This is a genomic window from Streptomyces sp. CB01201, assembly GCF_002803085.1.
GTDB classification, from domain to species: Bacteria; Actinomycetota; Actinomycetes; order Streptomycetales; family Streptomycetaceae; genus Streptomyces; species Streptomyces hundungensis.
Genome location: NZ_NNBJ01000018.1, coordinates 128,999 through 154,942, shown reverse-complemented (window position 1 = coordinate 154,942; position 25,944 = coordinate 128,999). Strand labels below are relative to the sequence as shown.

Here is a 25,944-nt window from a genome sequence, read left to right as displayed (position 1 = left end):
GACCGTGACCGCCTGACCTGCGGTTATGCCCGTCCGTGGTCGATTGTCAGTGCGGGTGGGTACCTTTTTCGCATGGGGAACGGCAGGCAGGACACGGGGAAGCGCCAGGCCCATCTGGTCTGGGACTGGAACGGCACACTGCTCGACGACAACGTGGCGGTCATCGAGGCGACCAACGCCGCCTTCGCGGAGCTCGGCCTTGAGCCGATCACGCTTGAGCGCTACCGCGATCTGTACTGCGTACCGATACCCCGCTTCTACCAGCGCCTGATGGGCCGGCTGCCCACGGACGCCGAATGGCTGGTCATGGACGCGGCCTTCCACCGGCAGTACTGGTCGCGGGCGGATTCCTGCGGGCTCACCGTGGGCGCGGCCGAGCTGCTCGCGGCGCGCTGGGCGGCGGGCCTGAGCCAGTCCCTGCTGTCCATGGCGCCGCACGAACACCTGGTGCCGATCGTGCGGCGGCACGGCATCACCGAGCACTTCGTGCGCGTCGACGGACGCACCGGGCCCTCGCACGGCAGCAAGGCGGAACACATGGTCCGCCATCTGACCGCGCTGCGGACGGCGGACCCCGAGATATCCGGCGACCGCATCGTGGTGATCGGGGACGCGGTGGACGACGCGGTGGCCGCGGCGGCCGTGGGGGCGCAGGCGGTGCTGTTCACCGGCGGCTCCCACAGCCGCACCAGCCTCGCCGCGGCGGGGGTGCCGGTGGTCGACACCCTCGCGGAGGCGGTCGCCGTCGCCGAGGACCTGGTGGCCTGAGGGACCCGGCCCGGCCCCCGCCCGGCTCCTGCCCGGGGCGGTGCCGGCTACGTCACCGGAGCCTTCGCCCGCAGCACCGTCAAGAACTCCCGCATCCAGCTGGAGTGGTCCGGCCAGGCGCGGGCGGAGACCAGCGTGCCGTCCACCACCGTCTCCGCGTCCTGGAAGGTGGCGCCCGCCGTCTGCATGTCCAGCTCAAGGGCCGGATAGGCGGTGACCCGGCGGCCGCTCAGGCCGCCGATCGCGGCGGTGAGCAGCGGGCCGTGGCAGATCTGGGCGACCGGCTTGTCGGTGTCGAAGAAGGCCTTGAGGAGCTTCCTCAGCTCCGGGTCGTTGCGGAGGTACTCGGGCGCCCGTCCGCCCGGGATCACCAAGGCGACGTACTGGCCGGGGTCGACCTCCGAGAAGGCCAGGTCGGCGGGCCAGGTGTAGCCGGGCTTCTCGGTGTAGGTGTCGAAGCCGGGTTCGAAGTCGTGGACCACGAACCGCAGCTTCTTGCGGGCCGGGGCCGCGATATGGACCTCGTACCCCTCCTCGCGCAGCCGCTGGTAGGGGTAGAGGACTTCCAGGGATTCGGCCGCGTCGCCGGTCACGATGAGGATCTTGGCTGCCATGAGTGCACTCCCTCTCGGGGGCCGGGGCCCAGGTGGCCCGAGGTCGATCGCACCTGCGGATACCACACTGCCGCACCCGCGGATTCCGTACGGTCAACCTGCCCGTACGGCGACCGTTTGCCAAGAGGCGCGTTCCCGCCGCCGCGTCGCTGTCCAGAGTGTCAAACTTCGGGCCCAGCTTTTGTACACATAAGGCTCATGACGGTTCGGGGGGAAGGGGCGATAGCCTTGTCCCGTGATCAGCGCGATATGCCGCGGAGGCACTGCCGCCCCCGCCCTTCGCCCGGAGCGCCACGGCGCCCGGGCAGTCGCTGATTCCCTCCGCCCGGAATCAAGCCTCGAAGCCACAAAATTGGCCGGTAAGCGCCCGGGTATCTCTCATCGCGGCATAGCGTCGACACCGACCGGACACCCCGCGTCGTGGCGTTGCGTCGCTTCTTTCCCCTACGTCACGCAACGGCGCGCGACAGGAGCCAGAGGACATGCAGACCAAGCTGGACGAAGCCAAGGCCGAGCTGCTCGCACGGGCGGCCCGGGTAGCTGAGAACAGCCCGGCCGGGGGGCCCGGAGGCCTGGGGGACACCCCCAGGACCGACCGGGCGGCCACGACTGGGGCCACGAGCGAGGAAGGTCCCGACCAGGGCGTCCTCCTCGGGTACCTCCAGCGCTACTACCTGCACACCGCACCCGAGGACCTGGCCGACCGCGACCCGGTCGACGTCTTCGGCGCAGCGCTCTCCCACTACCGCCTCGCGGAGAACCGGCCGCAGGGCACCGCCAACGTCCGGGTGCACACCCCGACCGTGGAGGAGAACGGCTGGACGTGCAGCCACTCCGTCGTCGAGGTCGTCACCGACGACATGCCCTTCCTGGTCGACTCGGTCACCAACGAGCTGTCCCGGCAGAACCGCGGCATCCATGTGGTGATCCACCCGCAGGTGATCGTCCGCCGCGATCTGACGGGCAAGCTCATCGAGGTGCTCGACACCGGCGCCCAGACCGCCGAGCTGCCGCACGACGCGCTCACCGAGTCCTGGATCCACGTCGAGATCGACCGCGAGACCGACCGCGCCGACCTCAAGCAGATCACCGCCGATCTGCTGCGCGTCCTGTCCGATGTGCGCGAAGCCGTCGAGGACTGGGAGAAGATGCGCGACGCCGCGCTGCGCATCGCCGACGAACTGCCCAAGGAGCCGAAGGCCGGCGACCTGGTCGAGTCGGAGGTCGACGAGGCCCGTGAGCTGCTGCGCTGGCTCTCCACCGACCACTTCACCTTCCTCGGCTACCGCGAGTACCAGCTCACCGACGACGACTCGCTGTCCGCCGTCCCCGGCACCGGTCTCGGCATCCTGCGCTCCGACCCGCAGCACGGCGAGGAGGACGACGGCCACCCCGTCTCCCCGTCCTTCAGCCGGCTGCCCGCCGACGCCCGCGCCAAGGCCCGCGAGCACAAGCTCCTGGTGCTGACCAAGGCCAACAGCCGCTCCACCGTGCACCGGCCCTCCTACCTCGACTACGTCGGCGTGAAGAAGTTCGACGAGCAGGGCAACGTGGTCGGCGAGCGCCGCTTCCTCGGCCTGTTCTCCTCGGCCGCCTACACCGAGTCCGTGCGCCGGGTGCCGGTCGTGCGCCGCAAGGTGGAGGAGGTCCTCAAGGGCGCCGGGTTCTCGCCCAACAGCCACGACGGCCGCGACCTGCTCCAGATCATGGAGACCTACCCGCGCGACGAGCTGTTCCAGACCCCCGCCGACCAGCTGCGCTCCATCGTCACCTCCGTCCTGTACCTCCAGGAGCGGCGCCGGCTGCGCCTGTACCTGCGCCAGGACGAGTACGGCCGCTACTACTCGGCGCTGATCTACCTGCCGCGCGACCGCTACACCACGGGCGTACGGCTGCGTCTGATCGACATCCTCAAGGAGGAACTGGGCGGCACCAGCGTCGACTTCACGGCCTGGAACACCGAGTCCATCCTGTCCCGGCTGCACTTCGTGGTGCGCGTCCCGGCCGGCACCGAGCTCACCGAGCTCACCGACGCCGACTCCGACCGCATCGAGGCCCGCCTGGTCGAGGCCGCCCGCTCCTGGGCCGACGGCTTCTCCGACGCGCTGAACGCCGAGTGCGGCGAGGAGCGCGCCGCCGAGCTGCTGCGCCGCTACGGCCACGCCTTCCCCGAGGGCTACAAGGCCGACCACTCCCCGCGTGCCGCGGTCGCCGACCTCGTGCACCTGGAGCAACTCACGCACGGACGGCGGGACTTCGCGCTCTCGCTGTACGAGCCGGTCGGCGCGGCCCCCGGCGAGCGCCGCTTCAAGATCTACCGGATCGGCGAGCAGGTCTCCCTCTCGGCGGTCCTGCCGGTGCTCCAGCGCCTGGGCGTCGAGGTCACCGACGAGCGCCCCTACGAGCTGCGCTGCGCGGACCGTACGCACGCCTGGATCTACGACTTCGGCCTGCGCATGCCGAAGAAGACCAACGGCAACGGCGACTACCTGGCCGACGACGCGCGCGGGCGCTTCCAGGAGGCCTTCGCCGCGACGTGGACCGGCGCCGCCGAGAACGACGGCTTCAACTCGCTGGTGCTGCGCGCCGGGCTCAACTGGCGCCAGGCGATGGTGCTCCGGGCCTACGCCAAGTACCTGCGCCAGGCCGGCTCCACCTTCAGCCAGGACTACATGGAGGACACCCTCCGCGACAACGTCCACACCACGCGGCTGCTGGTCTCGCTCTTCGAGGCGCGGCTCTCGCCGGACCGCCAGAAGGCCGGCACCGAGCTCATCGACGGGATCCTCGAAGAGCTCGACGGCGCCCTCGACCAGGTGGCGAGCCTGGACGAGGACCGCATCCTGCGCTCCTTCCTCACCGTCATCAAGGCGACGCTGCGGACCAACTACTGGCAGAAGAACGCGGAGGGCAACCCGCACGCGTACGTCTCCATGAAGTTCGACCCGCAGGCGATGCCCGATCTCCCGGCGCCCCGCCCGCAGTTCGAGATCTGGGTGTACTCGCCGCGCGTCGAGGGCGTCCACCTGCGCTTCGGCAAGGTCGCCCGCGGCGGTCTGCGCTGGTCCGACCGGCGTGAGGACTTCCGTACCGAGATCCTCGGCCTGGTCAAGGCGCAGATGGTGAAGAACACCGTCATCGTGCCGGTCGGCGCCAAGGGCGGCTTCGTCGCCAAGCAGCTGCCCGACCCTTCGGTGGACCGGGACGCCTGGCTCGCCGAGGGCATCGCGAGCTACAAGACGTTCATCTCGGCGCTGCTCGACATCACCGACAACCTGGTCGCGGGCGAGGTCGTCCCGCCGGCCGACGTGGTCCGGCACGACGAGGACGACACCTATCTGGTGGTCGCCGCCGACAAGGGCACCGCGACGTTCTCGGACATCGCCAACGACGTGGCGATCAGCTACAACTTCTGGCTCGGCGACGCCTTCGCCTCCGGCGGCTCCGCCGGATACGACCACAAGGGCATGGGCATCACGGCCCGCGGCGCCTGGGAGTCCGTCAAGCGGCACTTCCGCGAGCTGGGCCACGACAGCCAGACCGAGGACTTCACGGTCGTCGGCGTCGGTGACATGTCGGGCGACGTGTTCGGCAACGGCATGCTGCTCTCCGAGCACATCCGCCTGGTCGCCGCCTTCGACCACCGGCACATCTTCATCGACCCGAAGCCGGACGCGGCCGCCTCCTTCGCCGAGCGCCGCCGGCTGTTCGACCTGCCGCGCTCCAGCTGGGCCGACTACAACAAGGAACTGCTCTCGGCCGGCGGTGGCATCCACCCCCGCACCGCGAAGTCGATCCCACTGAACACGCAGGTCCGCGAGGCCCTCGGCATCCCGGCCGGCGTCACCAAGCTGACCCCGGCCGACCTGATGCAGGCCATCCTCAAGGCGCCGGTCGACCTGCTGTGGAACGGCGGCATCGGCACGTACGTGAAGTCCTCCACGGAGTCCGACGCGGAGGTCGGCGACAAGGCCAACGACGCGATCCGCGTCAACGGCGAGGACCTGCGGGTCAAGGTCGTCGGCGAGGGCGGCAACCTGGGTCTGACCCAGCTCGGCCGGATCGAGTTCAGCCGCAGGGGCGGGCCCGAGGGCGAGGGCGGCAAGATCAACACCGACGCCATCGACAACAGTGCGGGCGTCGACACCTCCGACCACGAGGTGAACATCAAGATCCTGCTCAACGGCCTGGTCGCGGAAGGCGACATGACCGTCAAGCAGCGCAACAAGATCCTCGCCGCGATGACCGACGAGGTCGGCCACCTGGTGCTGCGCAACAACTACGCGCAGAACGTGGCGCTGGCCAACGCGGTCGCCCAGTCGCCCTCGCTGCTCCACGCCCACCAGCGCTTCATGCGCCGACTGGGCCGCGACGGACACCTCGACCGGGCCCTGGAGTTCCTGCCCAACGACCGCCAGATCCGCGAACTGCTCAACAGCGGCAAGGGGCTCAGCCAGCCCGAGCTCGCCGTGCTGCTCGCGTACACCAAGATCACGGTGGCGGAAGAGCTGATCCACACGGACCTGCCGGACGCCCCGTACCTGGCCAAGCTGCTGCACGCCTACTTCCCGCAGCAGTTGCGGGAGAAGTTCACCGAGGCGGTCGACGGGCACGCGCTGCGCCGCGAGATCATCACCACGGTGCTGGTCAACGACACCGTCAACATCGGTGGTTCGACCTTCCTGCACCGGCTCCGCGAGGAGACCGGGGCCTCGCTTGAGGAGATCGTGCGGGCGCATGTCGCGGCCCGCGAAATCTTCGGCGTGAACACGGTGTGGGACGCCGTGGAGGCGCTCGACAACAAGGTCGACGCCGAGGTCCAGACCCGTATCCGGCTGCACTCGCGCCGCCTGGTCGAGCGCGGTACGCGCTGGCTGCTCAACAACCGGCCGCAGCCCCTCCAGATGGCCGAGACGATCGAGGACTTCTCGGCCGGGGTGGCCCAGGTCTGGGACGCGCTGACCGACCTGCTGAGCGGCGCGGACCTGGAATGGCACCAGGGAATCCTGGACGAGCTGACCGAGGCGGGTGTGCCCGAGGAGCTCGCGCGGCGGGTCGCCGGGTTCTCCTCGGCCTTCCCGGCGCTCGACATCGTGGCCATCGCCGGCCGCACCGGCAAGGAGCCGCTCCAGGTCGCCGAGGTCTACTACGACCTGGCCGACCGGCTGCGGATCACCCAGCTCCTCGACCGCATCATCGAGCTGCCGCGGGCCGACCGCTGGCAGTCGATGGCGCGGGCCGCGATCCGCGAGGACCTGTTCGCGGCGCACGCGGGGCTGACCCAGGACGTGCTGTCCGTGGGCAACGGCACCACGTCCCCGGAGCAGCGCTTCAAGGAGTGGGAGGAGAAGAACGCGGCGATCCTGGGCCGGGCCCGCTCGACCCTGGAGGAGATCCAGTCCTCCGACGCGTTCGACCTCGCGAACCTGTCGGTCGCGATGCGGACCATGCGGACGCTGCTGCGCACGCACGTCTGAGGCGCCGGCCCGGCCGCCCCGGCGGTCGGACGCCGAACCCGGCGGAACCCCGCACCCCTCAGGGGGTGCGGGGTTCCGCGCGTCCGGCGGTGGCCACCGTGGTCGTGGACGCGGTGACGGTCGAGGCCCACAACCGGCGGCAGGAGACCAGGGCCGCTGCCACCAGCAGGGTGTTGCGCGCGGCCATGACCGCGGTGCCCAGGACACTGCCCGCGATGACGTCCTCGTACAGGCAGGGGAAGGCCAGTGCGCTCAACGCGGCTGCCGGGAGCAGGAGTTGGGCCACCGGACGCTGACTGGTCTGGCGCGAGGTGAGGCAGACGGCGGCCAGGCCGAGCAGCCAGACCAGGTACTGGGGACTGATCACCCGGCTGGTCACCGTGAACAGCAGCACCGCGCACAGCGCCGCGTCCAGCGGCACCGCCACCGTCCAGCGCCGGGCGCGCACCCGCCAGAGCACCAGCCAGCAGAGGGCGAGTCCGGTCAGGGCGAGGCTGGCGGTGGCCAGCGCGGACACATGGCGACCGCTGAACTCCATGGCTCCGTACCGGTAGACGACCCGGCCCGGGTGGCCCGTGACGAGATGGGCGAGCTGGTACGCGGTGCCGCCCAGGGATTCGATCTGGAGGCCCCGGCTGCCCTGCTGGCGCGCGAAGTCCAGGGTGTGGTCGAAGGCCAGCGCGAGCACGGCGAGCAGGGCGGCCACCGAGGCGAGCGCGCCGAGCCCGGCCCGGCGGGTGGCGCGGCCGGGCGGGGCGCCGATCAGGGTGAGCAGCGGCCACACCTTGACCAGGGCGCCCAGGCCCGCGAGTGCGCCGCCGAGGACCGGCCTGCGGCGCAGGGTGAGCAGGGCGCCCACCGCGAGGGCGGTGACCTGGACGTCATAGCGCCCGTACGGGACGTGCAGGAGCAGCGGGAGGCCGCCCACCCACAGCCACGCCCCGGCCTCGCTGCCGCCGGGGCGCGCGCCGGCGCGCAGCAGGGCACGGGCGATCAGCGCGTCGCAGCCGAGGGTGATGGCGGTGAAGGCCTGGAAGAAGGTGAGGAAGGGGAAGAGCGAGGGGACGAGCAGCAGCGCGCCCGCGCCCGGCGGGTACTGCCAGGTGGGGTCGCCGAAGGGGAACGAGCCCGTGCCGAGCTGCTCGTACCAGCGCCGGTAGAGGACGGACACCTCGCCGCTCACCCCGCCGACGCCGAGGCTGTCGCCGACCAGGAGGTGGAGCATCAGGGCGCGGGTGGCGAGCCAGCTCACGGCGAGCGCGGCATACCGGGTGCGGCGGCCGAAGGCGCCCGGGTCGGGCGCGGGCGCGGGGGCCGGGATGCGGACCCGGGAGGGCGGCGGGGGCATCTGAGAGGGCGTCATCGCGCGAAGTTTATGCGCGGTTTGTCCTGATTCTGCGCGGCGCCGCGAGGGGGTGGCGGGTGGTGCGGGGCGCCGAGGTGGGGTGGCCGGAGGGTGCGGGGCGCCGCGAGGGGGCGGCGCGGGTGCGGGGCTTCGTGGGGATGCCCCGCACCGTGCGGGTCCGCCGGGTCCGGTCGGCTACTTCTTCTTCGTGAAGCGCTCGTACTCGGCGAGCACCTCGTCCGTCGGGCCGTCCATGCGCAGGGTTCCCGACTCCAGCCAGAGGGTGCGCTCGCAGGTCTCCCTGATCGAGGCGTTGCTGTGGCTGACCAGGAAGACCGTGCCCGCCTCCTTGCGCAGCTCGTTGATGCGCTCCTGGCTGCGGCGCTGGAACCGGGCGTCACCGGTGGCCAGGGCCTCGTCGATGAGCAGCACGTCGTGGTTCTTGGCGGCCGCGATCGAGAAGCGCAGCCGGGCGCTCATGCCGGAGGAGTACGTGCGCATCGGCAGCGAGATGAAGTCGTCCTTCTCGTTGATCCCGGAGAAGTCGACGATGTCGTCGTAGCGCTCGCGCACCTCCTCGCGGGTCATGCCCATGGCGAGCCCGCCGAGGGTCACATTGCGCTCGCCGGTCAGGTCGTTCATCAGGGCCGCGTTCACGCCGAGCAGCGACGGCTGGCCCTGGGTGTAGATCTTGCCCCGGGCGGTCGGGAGGAGGCCGGCGACCGCCTTGAGCAGCGTCGACTTGCCCGAGCCGTTGGAGCCGATGAGGCCGATGGCCTCGCCCCTGCGGGCCACGAAGGTGACGCCCTTGACGGCGTGCACCTCGCGCATGCCGGGGGTCTCCTTGCGCGAGACGATCCGGTTGAGCGCGGCGGTGGCTCCGCCCTTGCCCTTGGATCCGGTCCCGTGGACCTTGTAGATGATGTGCACGTCGTCGGCGATGACGGTCGGTTCGCCGAGGACGACCTCGTCCTCGGGGCGCCCGTCTTCCAGGGCCGGGGTCAGGATCTGGGTCTCAGCCACGTCCGTACTGCTCCTCTGCCTTCCAGAAGTACATGAAGCCCAGGGCCAGCGCGACGACGGCCCAGCCGCCGGCCACGGCCCACACGTGCGGGGGCAGCTTGTTCGCGTGGAAGCTGCGGATCATCGCGAAGCGGACCAGGTCGATGTAGACCGCGGCCGGGTTGAGTCCGAGCAGCTGGCCCACCAGGGGGTTCATCTTCTTGAGCTGCGGGCCCAGGTTCCACATCACGCCGGACATGTACATCCAGGTGCGCAGGACGAACGGCATCACCTGTGCGATGTCCGGGGTCTTCGCGGTGATGCGGGCCATCACCAGGGACAGGCCCGTGTTGAACATCGACTGGAGGACGAGCGCCGGGATCAGGAGCAGCCACGAGACGCCGGGCAGCTGGCCGAAGCACATGATGATGATGGCGAGCGCGGCCAGCGAGAACAGCAGCTGCTGGAGCTGCTGGAGGGCGAGCGAGACGGGCAGGGAGGCGCGCGGGAAGTGCAGCGCCCGCACCAGACCGATGTTGCCGGTGATCGCGCGGGTGCCCGCCATGATCGAGTTGGCCGTGAAGGTCCAGATGAACACGCCCGTGACCAGCCACGGGATGTAGTCGGGCGTACTGCTCTTGTTGCCCATCAGGATGCCGAAGATGAAGTAGTACACCGCCGCGTTCAGGAGCGGCGTCATCAGCTGCCAGATCTGTCCCAGCTTGGCCTCGCTGTACTGCGCGGTCAGCTTGGCGGTGGCGAACGCGGTGATGAAGTGGCGCCGGGCCCACAGCTGGCTCACGTACTCCGGCAGCGTGGGGCGCGCGCCGCTCACCTTCAGGCCGTACTTGGCGGCCAGCTCGGCCGGGCCCAGGGCCTGGTCGCCGGTGTCCGGGGTGCCGGGGTGTCGGCCGGACTGCGTCGGAATGCAGCCCGACGGGGCCGGGGGTGCCGCGGTCTCGCGCGCGGGTGCGGTCTGGCTCACTGCGGTCGCTTTCGCCGGGGGATCCCGGGAGGCTTCCCGGGGCGGGGGATCACTTGCGACGGGACGGACCCGTATCGTCGCTACGGCGAGACTAGGGCGCCTCTACGTCGCAACGCAACCGTGTCGTCGTAACGCTATGCTCAAGGCATGACCAAGACCGACCCGCAGACGCCCACGAAGCGCCCGCAGCCGCGTCGCGCCCCCGCCGGTGCGGCCGTACTGCGCGAGGACGTGACGGACGCCATTCGGGCGGCCGTCTTCGAGGAGCTCGCGGCGGTCGGGTTCGCCCGGATGTCCATCGAGGGCATCGCGCGTCGCGCGGGCGTGGGCAAGACGGCGGTGTACCGGCGCTGGAAGTCGAAGCTCAGCCTGGTCCTGGACCTGGTGTCGGCCTTCGCGGAACAGGGCCTTCCGGTGCCGCACACCGGATCCCTGTACGGAGACATCCGCGCGCTGCTCGCCGTCGCCTCGCTCGCCCTGCGCCACCCGATCGCCTCGCAGGTCATCCCCGACCTGCTGGTGGAGTCGGTACGCCACCCGGAGATCGCCGAGGCGATCAAGGCGGCGCTGCTCGACGGGCAGCAGGGGGTGGCCGCGGTGGTCGTCCGCGAGGCCGTCGAGCGGGGTGAGCTGCCGCCGGGCGCGGACCCCGACCGGGCCCTCGACCTGATCGTCGGCCCCCTCTACTGGCGGCTCGTCGTGGTCAAGGGCGCGCTGCCGAAGGGCTACCTCGACGATCTGGCCAAGTCCGCGGTGGCAGCGCTGCGGGCGTAGCCCGTCGGGTGGGGGTGCGGGCCGTCCTGGGCGGATTGCGCAGTTCCCCGCGCCCCTTGAGGGGTTGTGTTTCGGCTGCGGGTCGTGCGGGGCTGTTCGCGCAGTTCCTCGCGCCCCTCAATGGGTTGTGTTTCGGCTGCGGGTCGTGCGGGGCTGTTCGCGCAGTTCCTCGCGCCCCTCAATGGGTTGTGTTTCGGCTGCGGGCCGTGTTGGGCCGTTCGCGCAGTTCCCCGCGCCCCTTGAGGGGTTGTGTTTCGGCTGCGGGTCGTTGTCGGGCCGGTCGCGCAGTTCCTCGCGCCCCTGGCGGGGCTTGGCGGGGTTGGCGGCTCTGCTGGGGTGCAGCCCCTGAGGGGCGCGGGGAACTGCGCGATCAGCCACCGGCGGCCCGCACTTGATCAACGACATGCGGAAGCAGCCGGCGGGGCCGTCGGCTCTGCTGAGGCGTGACCCCCTCAGGGGCGCGGGGAACTGCGCGAACTGCCCCCACGGCCCGTGCTCAGCTGCGCGTCAGGGCATCCGTTGCCGCCGGGGCGAACTCCGTGCCCCGCGTGCGCTGTTCGGGCAGGGCGGGGCCGGACTGGGGCAGCCCCGGGTTGCCCAGGAAGACGCGGCGGACCACCCGCTCGGCCGCGTGGCCGTCGTCGTACGGACAGAAGCGGGCGCGGAACGCGGCGCGCAGCTGGGCCGAGCGGGAGCCGCGCCAGTGGCCGGTGGTGAAGATGTCGATCAGCTCGTCCTCGGTGCGGGCGACCGCGCCCGGCGGCCCCCCGCGCAGATCGAAGTAGGTGCCCCGGGCCGCCTCGTACGCCTCTCGGTCGTCGTCCAGGATCACGATGGGCCGGTCCAGGTTGGCGTAGTCGAACATCAGGGACGAGTAGTCCGTCACCAACGCGTCCGCGACCAGGAGGAGTTCCTCGACCGACGGATGTCCGGTGACGTCCAGGACGCGCGGCAGCGGGGCCCGGTTCAGGGGAGCCCCGTAGGCGTGGTGCGCGCGGGTCAGCAGGAAGAACTCCGGACCGAGCGCGCGGCCGAGCCGCTCCAGGTCGAGCGGAAGGTGCCGGCTCCGGCTGTAGTCGCGGTACGTCGGCGCGTACAGGACGACGGTCGAGCGGCCCGGGATGCCCAGCCGGTCGCGCAGCCGGGCGGAGTCGACGTCGGCGGCGCGGCGCAGCACGTCGTTGCGCGGGCTGCCGTATTCGAGCGTGGTGTACGCGGCCGGGAAGGCGCGCTCGCCGGCGAGCGTGGCATGCCGGTTGGCGGACAGGGCGAAGTCCCACTTGTCGGCGTCCGCGAGGAGGCGGGCGAAGTCGATGTCATGCGAGGCCGCCGGACGGTCCATCAGGTCCAGGCCCACCGTCTTGAGCGGTGTGCCGTGATGGGTCTGGAGGAGGATCTGGCCGGGACGCTTGACCAGGCGGTGGTCGAACTCCCCGTTGTTCACGAGGTACTTGGCGCGGGCCAGCGCCGAGAAGTACGCGAAGCCGCCGGGGCGCAACCGGCGCGTGGGAGCGGGCACGGTCGTGTCGTACTCGGGCGTGGTGACCCAGGCGGTGCGCACGCCCGGCGCGAGTTCGCGGAGCTTCGCCTCGATCGCGGCCGGACTGCACGCGTAGCCGCGGTGCCGGTACGCGCTGAACACCGCCAGGTCCTCGCGCAGGGGCAGGCTCCGCTGGACCCGGTAGTGCAGGCGCAGCGCGGCCGTCCGGGCCGGTCGGACCAGCGCCGACACGAACGCCCGGCCGTGGGCGCGCAGCGCGCGGAGCCCCCGCAGCACGCGGTACGTGCGGTACGTACCGAAGCGGACCCCGGCATGGCGCGGCCCGGCCGCGCCCGGCACGCGATGGCGCCCGTAGTGCGCGCGGGCCAGTCGGAAGAACTCGGCGCGGGTGCGTGCGGACAGGCCCGGGGCGGTCAGGACGGCGGCCGAGACGGCCGCCAGGTGGTCGGCCATCCGGCGGGCCAGGACCGGGCGCCAACTGCCCAGTTCTGGACGGGAGTCGAGGAAGCCGAAGACGCGGTCGTACTGCGGGAAGAGGTCGAAGTACCGGCCGCGCGCGACGGCCGGCCCGCGCCGTTCGCGATGGTGCACACAGACCCGCTCCAGGGTGCTGAGCGAGGACGCCGCGAGCAGGGTCGCGTACGACCAGAAGGTGTCCGTGTGCCGGCCGGGCGGGAAGGCGAGCCCCTCGCGTTCGAGGAACTCCCGCCGGTACGCCTTGTTCCAGGACGGGGCCGGCCGCCTCAACAGGGCCGGACGCTCGGCCAGTTGGAAGGAGGCGGGGCCGGACTCGGTGAGCTGCGGCGGCACCGGGGGCTGCTCGGTGGCGCCCGACCAGTGGATGCGGGCATGGCCGAAGACCAGCACATCGGGCTCGCCGGAGGCCTTGAGCCGGTCGGCGATGTCGCGCAGGGCGTGTGGCGCGAGGGTGTCGTCGCCGTCGAGGAACAGCACGTAGTCGCCGGTGGCGCGGGCGAGCCCGGCGTTGCGGGCGGGGCCCGGTCCCTGGCCGGGGTCGGCCGGGTCGGCGGGCAGGTGCACGGCGGTGACCCGGGGATCGCGGGCGGCGAACTCGTCGATGATCTCGCCGCAGGAGTCGGGCGAGCCGGCGTCGACCGCGATCACTTCGAGATCGAACGCCGGGCTCTCGTCGATTTCGTACGTCTGACGCAGTACCGATTCAAGACAAGCGTGAAGACGGGCCTGGAGCTTGTACGCGGGCACGATGACGCTGAATCGGGGCAACGGACGTCCTGGGGCGTGAGAGGGCACGGGCGGATGGCCCGTGAACGTCCGCGGGAGCGATCGGGTTACGGCATCGGTGCCGTCCGGGGTAGTCCCGTGATCATGCCTTTGACGTGGCGTCATGTGCCGTTCGGGCATGATCGTTCGATCGGGTGGCCAAGTCCGTTGTGCGGGCGCTCACTTCACCGCGCCGGCCATCACCCCCGACACGAACTGCCGCTGGAAGGCGAAGAACACGGCGAGCGGGATGACCATCGAGACGAAGGCGCCCGGAGCCAGGACGTCGATGTTGTTGCCGAACTGGCGGACCTGCTGCTGCAAGGCCACCGTGATCGGCGGGTGCTTGGAGTCGGCGAAGATCAGCGCGACCAGCATGTCGTTCCAGACCCACAGGAACTGGAAGATGCCGAGCGAGGCGATCGCGGGCCCCCCGAGCGGCATCACGACCCTGGTGAACACCCGGATCTCGCCCGCCCCGTCGAGCCGGGCCGCCTCCAGGAGCTCCCTGGGGATCTCGGCGAAGAAGTTGCGCAGCAGGAAGATCGCGAACGGCAGGCCGAAGGAGACGTGGAAGATGATCACGCCGATCGTGGTCTCGAAGATCCCGAGCTGCCCGAAGAGCTTGGCGACCGGCACGAGGGCGACCTGTACGGGCACGACCAGCAGGCTCACCACGACCATGAACCACCAGTCGCGGCCCGGGAATTCCATCCAGGCGAAGGCGTAACCGGCCAGCGAGCCGATGACGACGACCAGGACGGTGGCCGGAACGGTGATCGCGACCGTGGAGAGCAGCGAGTTGGTGATCGTGCTGTTGTCGAGCAGGCTCGCATAGTTGTGGAAGGTGAGCCGGGACGGGTCGGTGAACGTCTTCCACCAGCCGGTGGAGGCGATGTCGGAGGGGCTGCGCAGCGAGGAGAGCAGCAGCCCGACGGTCGGCATCAGCCAGAACAGGCCCACCAGGACGAGGAACACGCGCAGTACGCCGCCGCCCGTGCGCGAGGCGATGCGCGCGGGCAGCGACTGCCGGGCCTTGACGATCCCTTCGGCAGCGGTCATCGCCTGGCCTCCTTGCGCGTGCGGCGGTCGGTCATCGCCTGGCCTCCCCTGTCCGCAGGGCCGTCATCGTCGCCCTTCCTTCCGCATGCGCCGGATGTTGAAGAGCATCACCGGGATCACCAGCAGGAGCAGCAGGACCGCGATCGCGCTGCCGATGCCCAGGTCCGCCTCGGTGCCGAAGGAGGAGCGGTACAGCTGGAGGGCCAGGACGTTCGCGTCGGCCTGACTGGAGCCGGGCGCGATGATGAAGACCAGGTCGAAGATCTTCAGGACGTTGATCATCAGCGTGACCAGGACCACCGCGAGGACCGGCGCGAGCAGCGGGACGGTCACCCGGCGGAAGACCTGCCACTCATTGGCCCCGTCCACCCGCGCAGCTTCGAGCAGTTCGCGGGGCAGACCGGCCAGGCCCGCCGCGATGAGCACCATCGCGAAGCCCGCCCACATCCAGATGTACGAGCCGATGATCGCCGGAGTGACGAGCGTCGGGCCGAGCCATTCGACCCCGTTGTACGGCTGGTGGAAGTTGCTCTCGGGGAGCCGGAGTTGGGCGCCGTCGGCACTGGCCGGCAGGGTGAACGTGCCGTCGGACCCGGCGGTCGTCGAGGCGACGGTCCTGCCGTCCTTCACCGCTTCGACCTTGATGCCCTTGAGGCCGAGTTCCTTGGCGTCGATGACGTTCGGCCGCCCGCCGCCGCCCTTGGTGAAGTCGAGCCAGACCGTGCCGGTGACCTTGCCCGGCTCGCTGGGGGCGGCCTTCGCGGTCCCGGCCGAGGCCGGCACGGTGTCGGCGGCAACGCCGACGAGGGGCAGCAGCGCGGGCTGCCCCGCGTGCACCGCGGTCCGGGTGATGAACGCCCCGCCGCCCGCGTCCTTCAGGGGCGCGGCCGGCAGCGGATGCGCCTTGGGGTAACCGGCCGAGGTGGTGAACGTGTCGTGCACACCCACCACCACCGCGTTGGCGACCCCGCGCGCCGGGTCCTGCTCGTACACCAGCCGGAAGATGATGCCCGCGGCGAGCATGGAGATCGCCATCGGCATGAACACGATCAGCTTGAACGCCGTTCCCCAGCGCACCCGTTCGGTCAGCACGGCGAAGATCAGGCCGAGGACGGTGGCGATCGTCGGAGCGCACACGACCCAGATCGCGTTGTTCTTCACCGCGGTCCGGATGGTGTGATCCGTGAACAGCGTCTTGTAGTTGTCGATCCCGGCGAACGAATGACCGGACTGGTCGAAGAACGACCGGTAGACCGAGAAGCCGATCGGATAGACGACGAGCGCACCGAGCAGGACGAGCGCGGGCAGCAGGAACACGGCCGCGATCCACTTGCGGGTATCGGTGACGCTCTTGGCGGGCCTGGGCGCGGGCGAGGCGGCGGGAGGCGGGGCGCCTCCCGCCGTGGCGGTCGTCATCGCCGGATCAGTTCTTGAACGCCGCGGCCGCGTCGGCCTCCAGCTTGGACTGGGTGCCGGCGATGTCCGACGGGTTCTTGAGGAAGTCCTGGAGATCCTTCCACTCGCCCTTGCCCGGGGTGCCGCCGAAGGACTGCGGGGCCTGGTCCGACATGTCGAAGCGGACGTTGTCACCGGCCGCGATCAGCGCCTTGGCGATGTCACGCTGCACGTCGTTGGGGTACGCGGCGGCGTCGAGCGCCTTGTTCGGCGAGATGAAGCCGCCGGACGACGCCGCGATCTTCGCGGCATCGGTGGAGGCCAGCCAGGTCAGCAGCGCCTGGGCGCCCTTGGTGTCCTTCAGGGCCACCGCCGCGTCGCCGCCCGTGACCACCGGGGCCTTGTCGCCGACCGCGGGGAACGGGAACGCCTTGGCGTCCGTGCCGACCTTGGCGGAGGTCTCCGCGATGTTGACCGCCGCGAAGTCGCCCTCGAAGACCATGCCCGCCTTGGGCTGGTCACCGCCGGTGAAGGTCTGCGTCACCGAGGCGGGGAACTCGGTCTGGAGTGCGCCGCTGGTACCGCCCGCGATCAGGTTCGGCTTGCCGAAGAGCTGGGCGAGCGTGGTGAGCGCGTCCTTGACGGACGGGTCGGTCCACTTGATCGCGTGCTTGGCCAGCTGGTCGTACTTCTCGGGCCCGGCCTGGGAGAGATAGACGTTCTCGAACCAGTCCGTGAGCGTCCAGCCGTCCGCTCCGCCGACGGACACCGGGGTCACACCGGAGGCCGAGATGGTGTCGGCGGTGCTCAGGAAGTTCTTCCAGGTCGCGGGCGGGGTGACGCCGGCGTTCTGGAAGACCTTGGTGTTGTACCAGACCAGGGACTTGTTGGCGGCCTTGAAGTACACCCCGTACTGCGTGCCGCCGACCGCGCCCAGGTCCTGCCACACCTTGGAGTAGTTCGCGGTGAGCTGCGCCTTGGCCTCGGGCCCTGCGGGCTTGGCCCACTTCTTCGCCACGGCCTGCTGGATCGCGCCGACCTGGGGGAGCATCGCCACATCGGGCGGGCTGCCACCGGCGATCTTGGTGCCGAGGAAGTTGACGATCGGGTCCTGGGCGGGCACGAAGGTGACGGTGGCCCCGGTCCGCGACTCGAACTCCTTGAGCACCTTCACGAAGTTCGCCTGCTCGGCCCCCGTCCACACGGCGGCGACCTCGATCTTCTCCCCGTTCAGCTTGGGGAGTTGGACCCCGCTGCCCGACTGTCCCGAGGTGGAGGCGCCGGCCGACGGCGTGCTCTTTCCGCCGTCGCTGCTGCCGCACGCGGCCGCGCCGAGCGCGAGACCGCCGATGGCCAGAGCGGACACGAGCGTGCGCCCTGTGGTCCTGGTGACTGTGCTGGTGCGGCCTGTACGAGTGCTGCGCATGCGTGCCCCGTCTCTCCCGTGCGCGTACGAACCGCCGCGCCCGGTGACGCAGGCGCCGCAGCTCTCGTCCCGTGCGACAGTCCTACGCCGGGTGCGGGGGCGCCGCAATACCGTGTTCGCCGTCAACCAGTTGATCGTGATGGGCTTGTGACGTTGGATCCCGCGGGATGTCCCAACTGCCGCCCATTGCAGCCGAGTTGATCACCCGTGCCGTGCCGGGCCGCGGCCCGGCCTCATGACAGGGGCGGCACCGAAGGCGCGTTGACCAAGGAGGCCGCACGATCCAGGGCGCTGGCGAGCAGGGCCAGGTCGGTGGGCCCGTTGCCGAGCTCGCGGACGGGGCGGCGGGCCGGCGGGTCGCCCATCCGCTCCCACTCCAGGACCACCACGGTGGGCCGCTGTGTCGCCGTCCGGGGTATGCGCCCGGTGACCCGGCCGCCCTGGAACGGCACCGACGCCCCGTCCGCCTGGTGCAGCCGGCCGCGGCCCGGCGAGGGCTCGTCCGGCGAGGGCGCGGCGGGCGGCGGGTCGAGCACGACCCGGTGGCGGGCGCCGCGCGCGAGCTCGGTGTCGGCCGTGCGCTCCGGCCGGGCCGAGGCCGCCACCAGATGCACCCCGAGCCGCTCGCCGTCGCGGGCCACCGCTTCGAGGGCCCGCACCACGGAACCCGCGGCGGGCCTGCCCGGACTGCCCAGGGCGGGGGCCACCAGCGCGTCCAAGTCGTCGACGAGGACGACCAGCCGGGGCAGCGAGGGGCCGTCGTCGGTGCGGCTGCGCGAGACCGGGCGCAGCCGCAGGGTGCTGCTGCCCGGCGGATCCAGATCGCTCCCGCCCCGGCTTTCGGCGGCGGGTGCCTGACGCTGCCCGACGAGCCGGCCCGCGACCTCGCGCCGGTCCTGCCACTCGGTGAAGCCGAGGCCGCCGAGCAGCTCGGCCCGGCGCTTGAGCTCGGCTCCGAGCGCCTGCGCGAACGCGCGCATCCGGACCGGGTCGGAAGCGATCAAGTGCGTGGAGACATGCGGAAGTTCGGTACAGGGACGCAGGCCCTCGCCGCGCTCGCCGCCCGCGCCGTCGACCAGGATCAGACCCAGCCGGTCGGGCCGCGCGCCCGCGGCGAGGGAGGCGGCGGCGGCCCGCAGCAGCTCGGTCCGCCCGCTGCCGGGCGGGCCTTCGACGAGGAGATGGGGGCCGTCGGAGACGAGGTCCACGGCGGCCGGGCCGTGCGGCCCGGTGCCGAGCACCACCGCCCCGTCGGGGGCCGACTCCCAACGGGCCATCAGGGAGGCGGGGGTGGCCCGTGCCAGGCCCAGCTCGTCCAGGAGGCGCGAGGAGCGGGGCAGCGAGGAGGCGAGCCGCCCGGACGTGGCGGAGGTGCCGTCCGCGGTGCGCAGCGGGGCGAGCGCGCGGGCGAACCGCTCGGCCCACGGGCGCGACACCGCGTCGACCGCGGCCACCGTGCCGTGCCCGGCGGGCCGGCCGCCCGCGATGCGCAGGAGCCGCAGCGCGGTGGCCACATCGCCGCTGAGCAGCGCGACCGCCCCGCACTCGCGGAACGGGAGCGAGGCCGCACAGGCCGTCTCGTACGTCGCGGCGACCGGGGACGAGGCCGAGGCCGCCGGGGTCTCGGCGAGGCAGAGCAGATGGATCCCGGCCGCCGCGCCCGCCACCGCGAGGCGGGCGGTGGTCTCGCGCAGCGGCGCCGAACCCGGGTCGCCGTCCACGACGACCACGGTGAACGGGCCCTCGTAGCGGGCGGCGGCCTCGGCCACCGCGGCCCGGTCCGCCGAGGCCCAGCCCGGGCCGAGCGGGCCCGCGTCGAGCCGCCGGGTGAGCTCGGCCGTGCGGGCCGTCGCCTGGTCGCGGTCGTAGGCGAGGAGCAGCCGGCAGTCCTGCCCGTGGGCCGGGCGGACCTGGGGGAGCCAGCCGAGCCAGTCCCACTCGGCGGTGCGCGCCTGGAGGCCGCGCGAACGGTCCGTGCTGATGAGGACGATTTCCAGGGTGGTCGGCGCGTGCAGCGCCGCGAGCTGCGCGATCGCCGAGCGGGCGAGGCCGGAGAGCCGCTCGCGCGGGCCCGCGAGGCCGAGCGAGCCCACCTCGCGCAGCCCCACCGTGACCGGCACGGCCGCCAGATCGCCCCGGTCCGCGGTGCCGACGCGGACCGCGAGCGCCTCCGGGTGACCCGGCCGGCGCTCCCACAGGCGGGGGCCCGGGCCGAGCGCGGTGAGCAGGAGCGCGGCCGGATCGGGCCAGCTCTCGGGGGCGGGCTCGGCGGCGAGGCGCTGCGGCTCGGCGGGCGGCTGCTCGGGCTCCGCTTCACCGCGCCCGCCGGCCAGGCGCCTCGCCCATGCGCCTATTCCGCCGCGCCGTCGGCCGCCGTCGGCCTGATCGGCCCGGCTGTGCTGCACCTCGTCGGAACCCGCCAGGTCTTCGGGCAGCCGGGTGCCGCGGGTCGGAGTGCCCTGCCGCCGGCTCGGCGGGGCCGACTCGCGCCGGCCGTCCGGGCCGTCGTGGCCGTACCCGGCCGGTGCTCCGAGGGCGTCGAAACCGCCGTACGGCTCCTGGTGTGCGCCCGGCGCCGTGGACGTACCGAAAGGAGGGGTGGACGTACCGAACGAAGAGGGAGAAGAGGGAGAGGGGGCGGGCGGGGTGGCGTCGAAGGCGTATGCCGGATCGCCGGACGGGGAGCCCAACTGCCCGGCGGCAGACGCCTGTTGGGCGCCCGGTGCGGACGCGGGTACGGCGCTCGGGGTGACCCGGAGGTGGCCCTCGCCGTCGGGCACCGTCGTGAGGGAGGGCTCCGTCGCGGTGCCGCCGGGGGCCAGGCGCAGCGCGGACTCGCCGATCCTGAGCAGCGCGCCGGGGGCGAAGCGGACCGGCTTGGCGCCGATCTCGCGGCCGTCGAGCCGGGTGCCGTTCGTCGAGTTCAGATCGCCCACGGCGACCCGGCCGTCGGCCTCGACCGTCACCTCGCAGTGCTGGCGCGAGACATCGGGGTCGTCCAGCGGGACGTCGGACTCGACGGAGCGGCCGATGCCGATGCGGCCGCCGTGCAGCAGGTGGACGCCGCCCGCGTCCGGTCCCGCCACCACGTGCAGCCGGGCCGGGGCCGGGCCGTCGTGGGCCGGCTCGTCCTCGGCGGGGGAGCCCAGCGAGAGCACCGCTCCGTCCACCAGGGGGGGCTCGCCGAGGATGCGGCGCTGGGCGTCGAGCCGCTCGCGGCCCGCGTACAGCACCACGGAGGCGCCCGAGACCTCCGCGCCGGAGGCGGCCGACGCGAGGCCGGAGGCGACGGCCGCGAGTGCCGTACCCGCCGGGGCGGTCACGAGCACGTCGCAGGCGCGCGCCACAGCATGGCCGCTGCGCGGCGCGAGGACGGTCAGCCGGATCTGCATCGCCTCGGCGGTCCCTTCTGCGCGGGGTGCCGAGAAGGGGGACCGGACCAGCCCTGTGATTCCCCCCACCCGGCACACAATTCGTGCTGGGGGCATCCTCGCACCTGCCACTGACAACACGCCCGTCACCCACCTCGAATCGATCTTGATTGGTCGGCTCGACGCGCAAAAGTGGACGGAAAAGTGGCTGGTTGCGACCGAGTGGGGCATTTCACGGGAGGCGGGGCACGACCGTTCGGCAACCTTCCGTGCGAGGACGGCGTCTTTCCGACGACGATGAGAAGACGGTGAACAACCTGGTGGCGCCGACGCCACGACCCGTCGGCGGTGTCGGCAGCGGCACTAGAGTGGGCCGGAAACCCACACAGCAATGGACGCGAGCAGCAGGGAGCGCATGACGTGCGGCCGGTAGGCAGCAAGTACCTGCTTGAGGAGCCGCTCGGACGCGGCGCCACGGGCACCGTCTGGCGAGCCCGCCAGAGAGAGACCGCCGGCTCCGAGGCGTCCGTGGCGGGCCAGCCGGGCGAGACCGTGGCGATCAAGGTCCTCAAGGAGGAGCTCGCCAACGACGCGGACGTGGTGATGCGCTTCCTGCGCGAACGCTCCGTGCTCCTGCGGCTGCGCCACGACAACATCGTGCGCACCCGCGACCTGGTCGTCGAGGGCGATCTGCTCGCCCTGGTCATGGACCTGGTCGACGGCCCGGACCTGCACCGCTACCTGCGCGAGAACGGCCCGCTCACCCCGGTCGCCGCGTCCCTGCTGACCGCGCAGATCGCGGACGCCCTCGCCGCCAGCCACGCCGACGGCGTGGTGCACCGCGACCTGAAGCCCGCCAACGTCCTCCTGGACGAGCGGGACGGCGCGATGCATCCGATGCTGACCGACTTCGGCATCGCCCGCCTCGCCGACTCCCCGGGCCTGACCCGCACGCACGAGTTCGTGGGCACGCCCGCCTATGTCGCGCCGGAGTCCGCCGAGGGCCGCCCGCAGACCTCCGCGGTCGACATCTACGGCGCCGGAATCCTGCTGTACGAGCTGGTCACGGGACGTCCGCCGTTCGCCGGCGGCACCGCGCTCGAAGTGCTGCACCGCCACCTCAGCGAGGAGCCGCGCCGGCCCACCACCGTCCCGGCCCCGCTGTGGACGGTCATCGAGCGCTGTCTCAGCAAGGACCCCGAGCGCCGCCCCAGCGCCGAGAACCTGGCCCGCGGGCTGCGGGTCGTCGCCGCCGGCATCGGGGTGCACTCCACCCCGGCCCAGGTCGAGGCGGCCGACGGGGTGGGGGCCCTGCTCGCGCCCGACCCGGCGCCCGCCCCGGTCCCGGACGCGCCGGGCGCGGCCGACCCGACCCAGGTGCTGCCGAGCAACGCGGGCTCGTACGACCCGGCCGCGCGCACCTCGGTGCTGCCGCAGACGGGCCGCACCGGCCAGACCCCGAACGCCGACCCGACGGCCGTCATGCCGCCGGTCCCGCAGGGTCCGCCGCAGCCGCAGGAGCCGCATCCCTGGCAGTCCCAGCTCCGGGCGGCGCGCGACCGCAACGAGCAGACCCAGGTCGGCTATCTGCCGCCCGAGCAGGACCCGCTGCGCCGCCGCCCGCACCGCCAGCAGCAGCCCCCGCAGGGCTACGGCCAGCAGGGCCAGCAGCCGCAGGGTTACGGCCAGCAGGGCCAGCCCCCGCAGGGCTACGGCCAGCAGCGCCCGCCGCAGGGGCAGCAGCGTCCGCCCCAGCACCAGCAGTACGCCCCGCAGCCGCAGCAGCCGTACCAGCAACAGCAGCACGCGCCGCAGCGCCAGCAGTACGCGCCTCCGCAGCCTCCGCCGCAGCAGCCGCAGGCGCCGGCGCGCGAGCCGCGGGAGCCCCGCGAGCCGCGCAGGCGCAGCCCGAACCGGATGCGGATTCCGGGTCTCGGCTGTCTGAAGGGCTGCCTGTTCACGTTCCTCCTGCTCTTCGTGGCGGGCTGGCTGATCTGGGAGCTGACGCCGCTCCAGGACTGGGTCGCCCAGGGCAAGAGCTACTGGCAGGCGATCGGTGACGGGATTTCGACGGTATCCGGCTGGATAAAGAGCATCGGGGACTCCGCGAAGCAGTAAAAGGCCGTAGGCAAAGGGCCCCGGCTCGGCGGTCCGGGACGCGACTTCATGGATTTGTCGACTTCCAGAGGGTGATTTCGGCGCCGGAAGTGAAGGTTGGCGTCCCGGCCGCGTAGCCTCAGCGTGCACAGCCAGCCGCTGAGGGAGCAGTCTTGGCACGGAATATCGGCAGCCGGTACACCGCCCACCAGATCCTGGGCCGCGGCAGCGCCGGCACGGTGTGGCTCGGCGAAGGGCCCGAGGGCCCCGTCGCCATCAAGCTGCTGCGCGAGGACCTGGCCGCCGATCAGGAGCTGGTCGGCCGCTTCGTCCAGGAGCGCACCGCCCTGCTCGGCCTCGACCACCCCAACGTGGTCGGCGTGCGCGATCTCGTCGTCGACGGCAACGACCTCGCCCTCGTCATGGACCTGATCCGGGGCACCGACGTCCGCACCCGCCTGGACCGCGAGCGCCGGCTTGCCCCCGAGGCGGCCGTGGCCATCGCGGCCGACGTCGCCGACGGGCTCGCGGCGGCCCACGCGGCCGGCGTGGTGCACCGGGACGTCAAGCCCGAGAACATCCTCCTGGACATGCAGGGCCCGCTCGGCCCCGGCGGCGCCCACCCCGCACTGCTCACCGACTTCGGCGTCGCCAAGCTCATCGACACCCCGCGCCGCACCAAGGCGACCCGGATCATCGGCACCCCGGACTATCTGGCCCCCGAGATCGTCGAAGGCCTCCCGCCGCGCGCCGCCGTCGACATCTACGCGCTCGCCACCGTCCTGTACGAACTGCTCGCGGGCTTCACCCCGTTCGGCGGCGGCCACCCCGGCGCCGTGCTGCGTCGCCATGTGACCGAGACCGTGGTGCCGCTGCCCGGCATCCCCGACGAGCTGTGGCAGCTGATCGTCCAGTGCCTGGCCAAGGCCCCGGCCTCGCGCCTGCGCGCCTCCGAGCTGTCCGTCCGGCTGCGCGAGCTGCTCCCGCTGGTGGCCGGCATGCCCCCGCTCGACGTGGACGAGCCGGACACCGAGGGCGCCGGGGACGAGGAGGCGTACGAGGACCCGTACCCGACCGTCCCCAGCACCCCCCGCCGCGGCGCGGTCCCGCTGGTGCCCGGGGCCGGGCACGACTCCGCGAACCGCGACACCCACACGAGCATGCGGGTGCCCGGGCCCGACGAGCTGGCCGGCGGGCCGCTGGGCACCGCCCGCGCGCCCCGCCCGGCGGGGGCGCCCCGGCCGGGCTCCGCCCGCCACCGGGCCGACCAGGTCCGCAGGCGCCGGCTCGTCCTGACGGCCTCGGCGGTCGCGCTCGCCGCGGCGGTCGGCGTCGGCGGCTGGCTGGCCCTGAGCGACGACTCGGGCAAGCAGTCGCCGCCGCAGGACACCAAGAACTCGGCGCCCGTCGTCCCGTAGGCGGCCCCGCGTCTGCCCGGGGAGGCCCGTGATCGGGCGGCCCGGGGAATGCCGGAGCGCGCAGCCGTTACGCTGGACCCGTGGCAGTCGTCGATGTATCCGAAGAGCTGAAGTCCCTCTCCTCGACCATGGGGTCGATCGAGGCCGTCCTGGACCTCGACAAGATGCGGGCGGACATCGCCGTGCTGGAGGAGCAGGCGGCCGCCCCGTCCCTGTGGGACGACCCGGAGGCGGCGCAGAAGATCACCAGCAAGCTTTCGCACCTCCAGGCGGAGCTGCGCAAGACCGAGGCCCTGCGCGGCCGGATCGACGACCTCGCGGTGCTCTTCGAGCTCGCCGAGGAGATGGACGACCCGGACACCCGCACCGAGGCCGAGGCCGAGCTGGAGTCCGTCCGCAAGGCGCTGGACGAGATGGAGGTCCGTACGCTCCTCTCCGGCGAGTACGACTCCCGCGAGGCGCTGGTCAACATCCGCGCCGAGGCCGGCGGCGTCGACGCCTCCGACTTCGCCGAGCGCCTCCAGCGCATGTACCTGCGCTGGGCCGAGCGGCACGGCTACAAGACCGAGGTGTACGAGACCTCGTACGCGGAAGAGGCCGGCATCAAGTCGACCACCTTCGTGGTCAGCGCCCCCTACGCCTACGGCACGCTCTCCGTGGAGCAGGGCACGCACCGCCTGGTCCGCATCTCGCCCTTCGACAACCAGGGCCGCCGCCAGACGTCCTTCGCGGGCGTCGAGGTGCTGCCGGTCGTCGAGCAGTCCGACCACGTCGAGATCGACGAGTCCGAGCTGCGCATCGACGTGTACCGCGCGTCGGGCCCGGGCGGCCAGGGCGTCAACACCACGGACTCCGCGGTCCGCATCACGCACATTCCGACCGGCATCGTGGTGTCCTGTCAGAACGAGCGCTCGCAGATCCAGAACAAGGCGAGCGCCATGAACGTCCTCCAGGCCAAGCTCCTTGAGCGCCGCCGCCAGGAGGAGCAGGCGCTGATGGACTCCCTCAAGGGCGACGGCGGCAACTCCTGGGGCAACCAGATGCGTTCGTACGTCCTGCACCCGTACCAGATGGTGAAGGACCTGCGCACCGAGTTCGAGGTCGGCAACCCGCAGGCCGTCCTCGACGGCGAGATCGACGGCTTCCTCGAAGCCGGCATCCGCTGGCGCAAGCAGCAGGAGAAGTAACCCCGCCGAGCGCGACGTGAACATCCGACGGCGCCGGTCCCCTTTCCCGGGGGCCGGCGCCGTTCGTTGTGCGGGCCGGGTGCGCGTCCGGCGGCGATTCGATGGAGTGGGCGTCACTGCTGCGTGCCGCCCGGCCGAATTCGCCGGCGCAAGCGGAAATTGAGCGACTCGGAGCTTTGTCGACATCGGAACTTCCTTCTGCGGAGCGCCAGTTAGGTCTTCTGTCACAGTCGTATTCCCGTACGCCCGGCAAGTGAGCTGAAATCGGGCATTGCGTACG

Annotated in this window: 15 protein-coding genes; 6 read left to right on the top strand and 9 right to left on the bottom strand. The window is 72.1% G+C overall.

What is annotated here, in order from left to right; genetic code table 11:
- The first annotated feature begins 72 nt into the window (after positions 1 to 72).
- Positions 73 to 768: an HAD family hydrolase gene (locus tag CG740_RS31245; protein ID WP_100578642.1), complete on the top strand. Its 696-nt coding sequence runs from the start codon at positions 73 to 75 to the stop codon at positions 766 to 768.
- Between the two features lie 47 nt (positions 769 to 815).
- On the opposite strand, the gene CG740_RS31240 is transcribed toward CG740_RS31245, so the two are convergent.
- Positions 816 to 1,382, bottom strand: a complete 567-nt coding sequence (locus CG740_RS31240; RefSeq protein WP_100578641.1) for a DJ-1/PfpI family protein — start codon at positions 1,380 to 1,382, stop codon at positions 816 to 818.
- A 482-nt stretch (positions 1,383 to 1,864) separates the two neighbouring features.
- On the opposite strand from CG740_RS31240, the gene CG740_RS31235 reads away from it, so the two are divergent.
- Positions 1,865 to 6,859, top strand: a complete 4,995-nt coding sequence (locus tag CG740_RS31235) for an NAD-glutamate dehydrogenase (RefSeq protein ID WP_100578640.1) — start codon at positions 1,865 to 1,867, stop codon at positions 6,857 to 6,859.
- A 58-nt stretch (positions 6,860 to 6,917) separates the two neighbouring features.
- Here the strand turns inward: CG740_RS31235 and CG740_RS31230 are convergent, their stop codons facing one another.
- The 3 genes from CG740_RS31230 to CG740_RS31220 form a co-directional block, all read right to left on the bottom strand.
- Positions 6,918 to 8,222: a glycosyltransferase family 87 protein gene (locus CG740_RS31230; protein WP_234376574.1), complete on the bottom strand. Its 1,305-nt coding sequence runs from the start codon at positions 8,220 to 8,222 to the stop codon at positions 6,918 to 6,920.
- Positions 8,223 to 8,399: 177 nt separating this feature from the next.
- Positions 8,400 to 9,209 (bottom strand): ABC transporter ATP-binding protein, encoded by an 810-nt coding sequence (locus CG740_RS31225; RefSeq protein ID WP_100578675.1) that lies wholly within the window; start codon positions 9,207 to 9,209, stop codon positions 8,400 to 8,402.
- A 10-nt stretch (positions 9,210 to 9,219) separates the two neighbouring features.
- Positions 9,220 to 10,080, bottom strand: coding sequence for an ABC transporter permease (locus CG740_RS31220; RefSeq protein ID WP_234376582.1), 861 nt, complete (start codon positions 10,078 to 10,080; stop codon positions 9,220 to 9,222).
- Between the two features lie 258 nt (positions 10,081 to 10,338).
- Here CG740_RS31220 and CG740_RS31215 point away from each other — a divergent pair, with 258 nt between their 5' ends.
- Positions 10,339 to 10,965, top strand: a complete 627-nt coding sequence (locus tag CG740_RS31215; RefSeq protein WP_100578639.1) for a TetR/AcrR family transcriptional regulator — start codon at positions 10,339 to 10,341, stop codon at positions 10,963 to 10,965.
- A 496-nt stretch (positions 10,966 to 11,461) separates the two neighbouring features.
- Here CG740_RS31215 and CG740_RS31210 read toward each other — a convergent pair whose 3' ends face one another.
- The 5 genes from CG740_RS31210 to CG740_RS31190 form a co-directional block, all read right to left on the bottom strand.
- Positions 11,462 to 13,711, bottom strand: a complete 2,250-nt coding sequence (locus tag CG740_RS31210) for a bifunctional glycosyltransferase/CDP-glycerol:glycerophosphate glycerophosphotransferase (protein WP_100578638.1) — start codon at positions 13,709 to 13,711, stop codon at positions 11,462 to 11,464.
- A 177-nt stretch (positions 13,712 to 13,888) separates the two neighbouring features.
- Positions 13,889 to 14,770 (bottom strand): carbohydrate ABC transporter permease, encoded by an 882-nt coding sequence (locus tag CG740_RS31205; protein ID WP_100578637.1) that lies wholly within the window; start codon positions 14,768 to 14,770, stop codon positions 13,889 to 13,891.
- A gap of 63 nt (positions 14,771 to 14,833) precedes the next feature.
- Positions 14,834 to 16,186: a carbohydrate ABC transporter permease gene (locus CG740_RS31200; protein WP_100578636.1), complete on the bottom strand. Its 1,353-nt coding sequence runs from the start codon at positions 16,184 to 16,186 to the stop codon at positions 14,834 to 14,836.
- A gap of 7 nt (positions 16,187 to 16,193) precedes the next feature.
- Entirely contained in the window at positions 16,194 to 17,591 is a 1,398-nt protein-coding gene (locus tag CG740_RS31195) for an ABC transporter substrate-binding protein (protein ID WP_100578635.1), read from the bottom strand.
- Positions 17,592 to 17,824: 233 nt separating this feature from the next.
- Positions 17,825 to 20,983: an FtsK/SpoIIIE domain-containing protein gene (locus CG740_RS31190; protein WP_100578634.1), complete on the bottom strand. Its 3,159-nt coding sequence runs from the start codon at positions 20,981 to 20,983 to the stop codon at positions 17,825 to 17,827.
- 399 nt (positions 20,984 to 21,382) lie between these two features.
- Between CG740_RS31190 and CG740_RS31185 the strand changes: the two genes are divergently transcribed.
- The 3 genes from CG740_RS31185 to prfB all read left to right on the top strand — a co-directional run bounded on the left by CG740_RS31185 (position 21,383) and on the right by prfB (position 25,664).
- The gene (locus CG740_RS31185) at positions 21,383 to 23,080 is read left to right on the top strand and encodes a serine/threonine-protein kinase (RefSeq protein ID WP_100578633.1); all 1,698 of its coding nucleotides are present in this window, start codon (positions 21,383 to 21,385) and stop codon (positions 23,078 to 23,080) included.
- A 152-nt stretch (positions 23,081 to 23,232) separates the two neighbouring features.
- On the top strand, positions 23,233 to 24,477 hold the full coding sequence (locus tag CG740_RS31180; protein WP_100578632.1) for a serine/threonine-protein kinase: 1,245 nt from the start codon (positions 23,233 to 23,235) through the stop codon (positions 24,475 to 24,477).
- 80 nt (positions 24,478 to 24,557) lie between these two features.
- Positions 24,558 to 25,664 carry a peptide chain release factor 2 gene (gene prfB, locus CG740_RS31175; RefSeq protein ID WP_100578631.1) on the top strand — a complete coding sequence of 369 codons (1,107 nt, stop codon included), beginning with the start codon at positions 24,558 to 24,560 and terminating at the stop codon, positions 25,662 to 25,664.
- Positions 25,665 to 25,944: the final 280 nt, after the last annotated feature.

What these genes read in the sequence shown, in the direction of transcription:
- CG740_RS31235 (WP_100578640.1), top strand. Translation starts at nt 1,865, where the DNA reads ATGCAGACCAAGCTGGACGAAGCCAAGGCCGAGCTGCTCGCACGGGCG.
- CG740_RS31230 (WP_234376574.1), bottom strand. Translation starts at nt 8,222, where the DNA reads ATGACGCCCTCTCAGATGCCCCCGCCGCCCTCCCGGGTCCGCATCCCG.
- CG740_RS31200 (WP_100578636.1), bottom strand. Translation starts at nt 16,186, where the DNA reads ATGACGACCGCCACGGCGGGAGGCGCCCCGCCTCCCGCCGCCTCGCCC.
- CG740_RS31215 (WP_100578639.1), top strand. Translation starts at nt 10,339, where the DNA reads ATGACCAAGACCGACCCGCAGACGCCCACGAAGCGCCCGCAGCCGCGT.
- CG740_RS31205 (WP_100578637.1), bottom strand. Translation starts at nt 14,770, where the DNA reads ATGACCGCTGCCGAAGGGATCGTCAAGGCCCGGCAGTCGCTGCCCGCG.
- CG740_RS31240 (WP_100578641.1), bottom strand. Translation starts at nt 1,382, where the DNA reads ATGGCAGCCAAGATCCTCATCGTGACCGGCGACGCGGCCGAATCCCTG.
- CG740_RS31245 (WP_100578642.1), top strand. Translation starts at nt 73, where the DNA reads ATGGGGAACGGCAGGCAGGACACGGGGAAGCGCCAGGCCCATCTGGTC.
- CG740_RS31195 (WP_100578635.1), bottom strand. Translation starts at nt 17,591, where the DNA reads ATGCGCAGCACTCGTACAGGCCGCACCAGCACAGTCACCAGGACCACA.
- CG740_RS31190 (WP_100578634.1), bottom strand. Translation starts at nt 20,983, where the DNA reads ATGCAGATCCGGCTGACCGTCCTCGCGCCGCGCAGCGGCCATGCTGTG.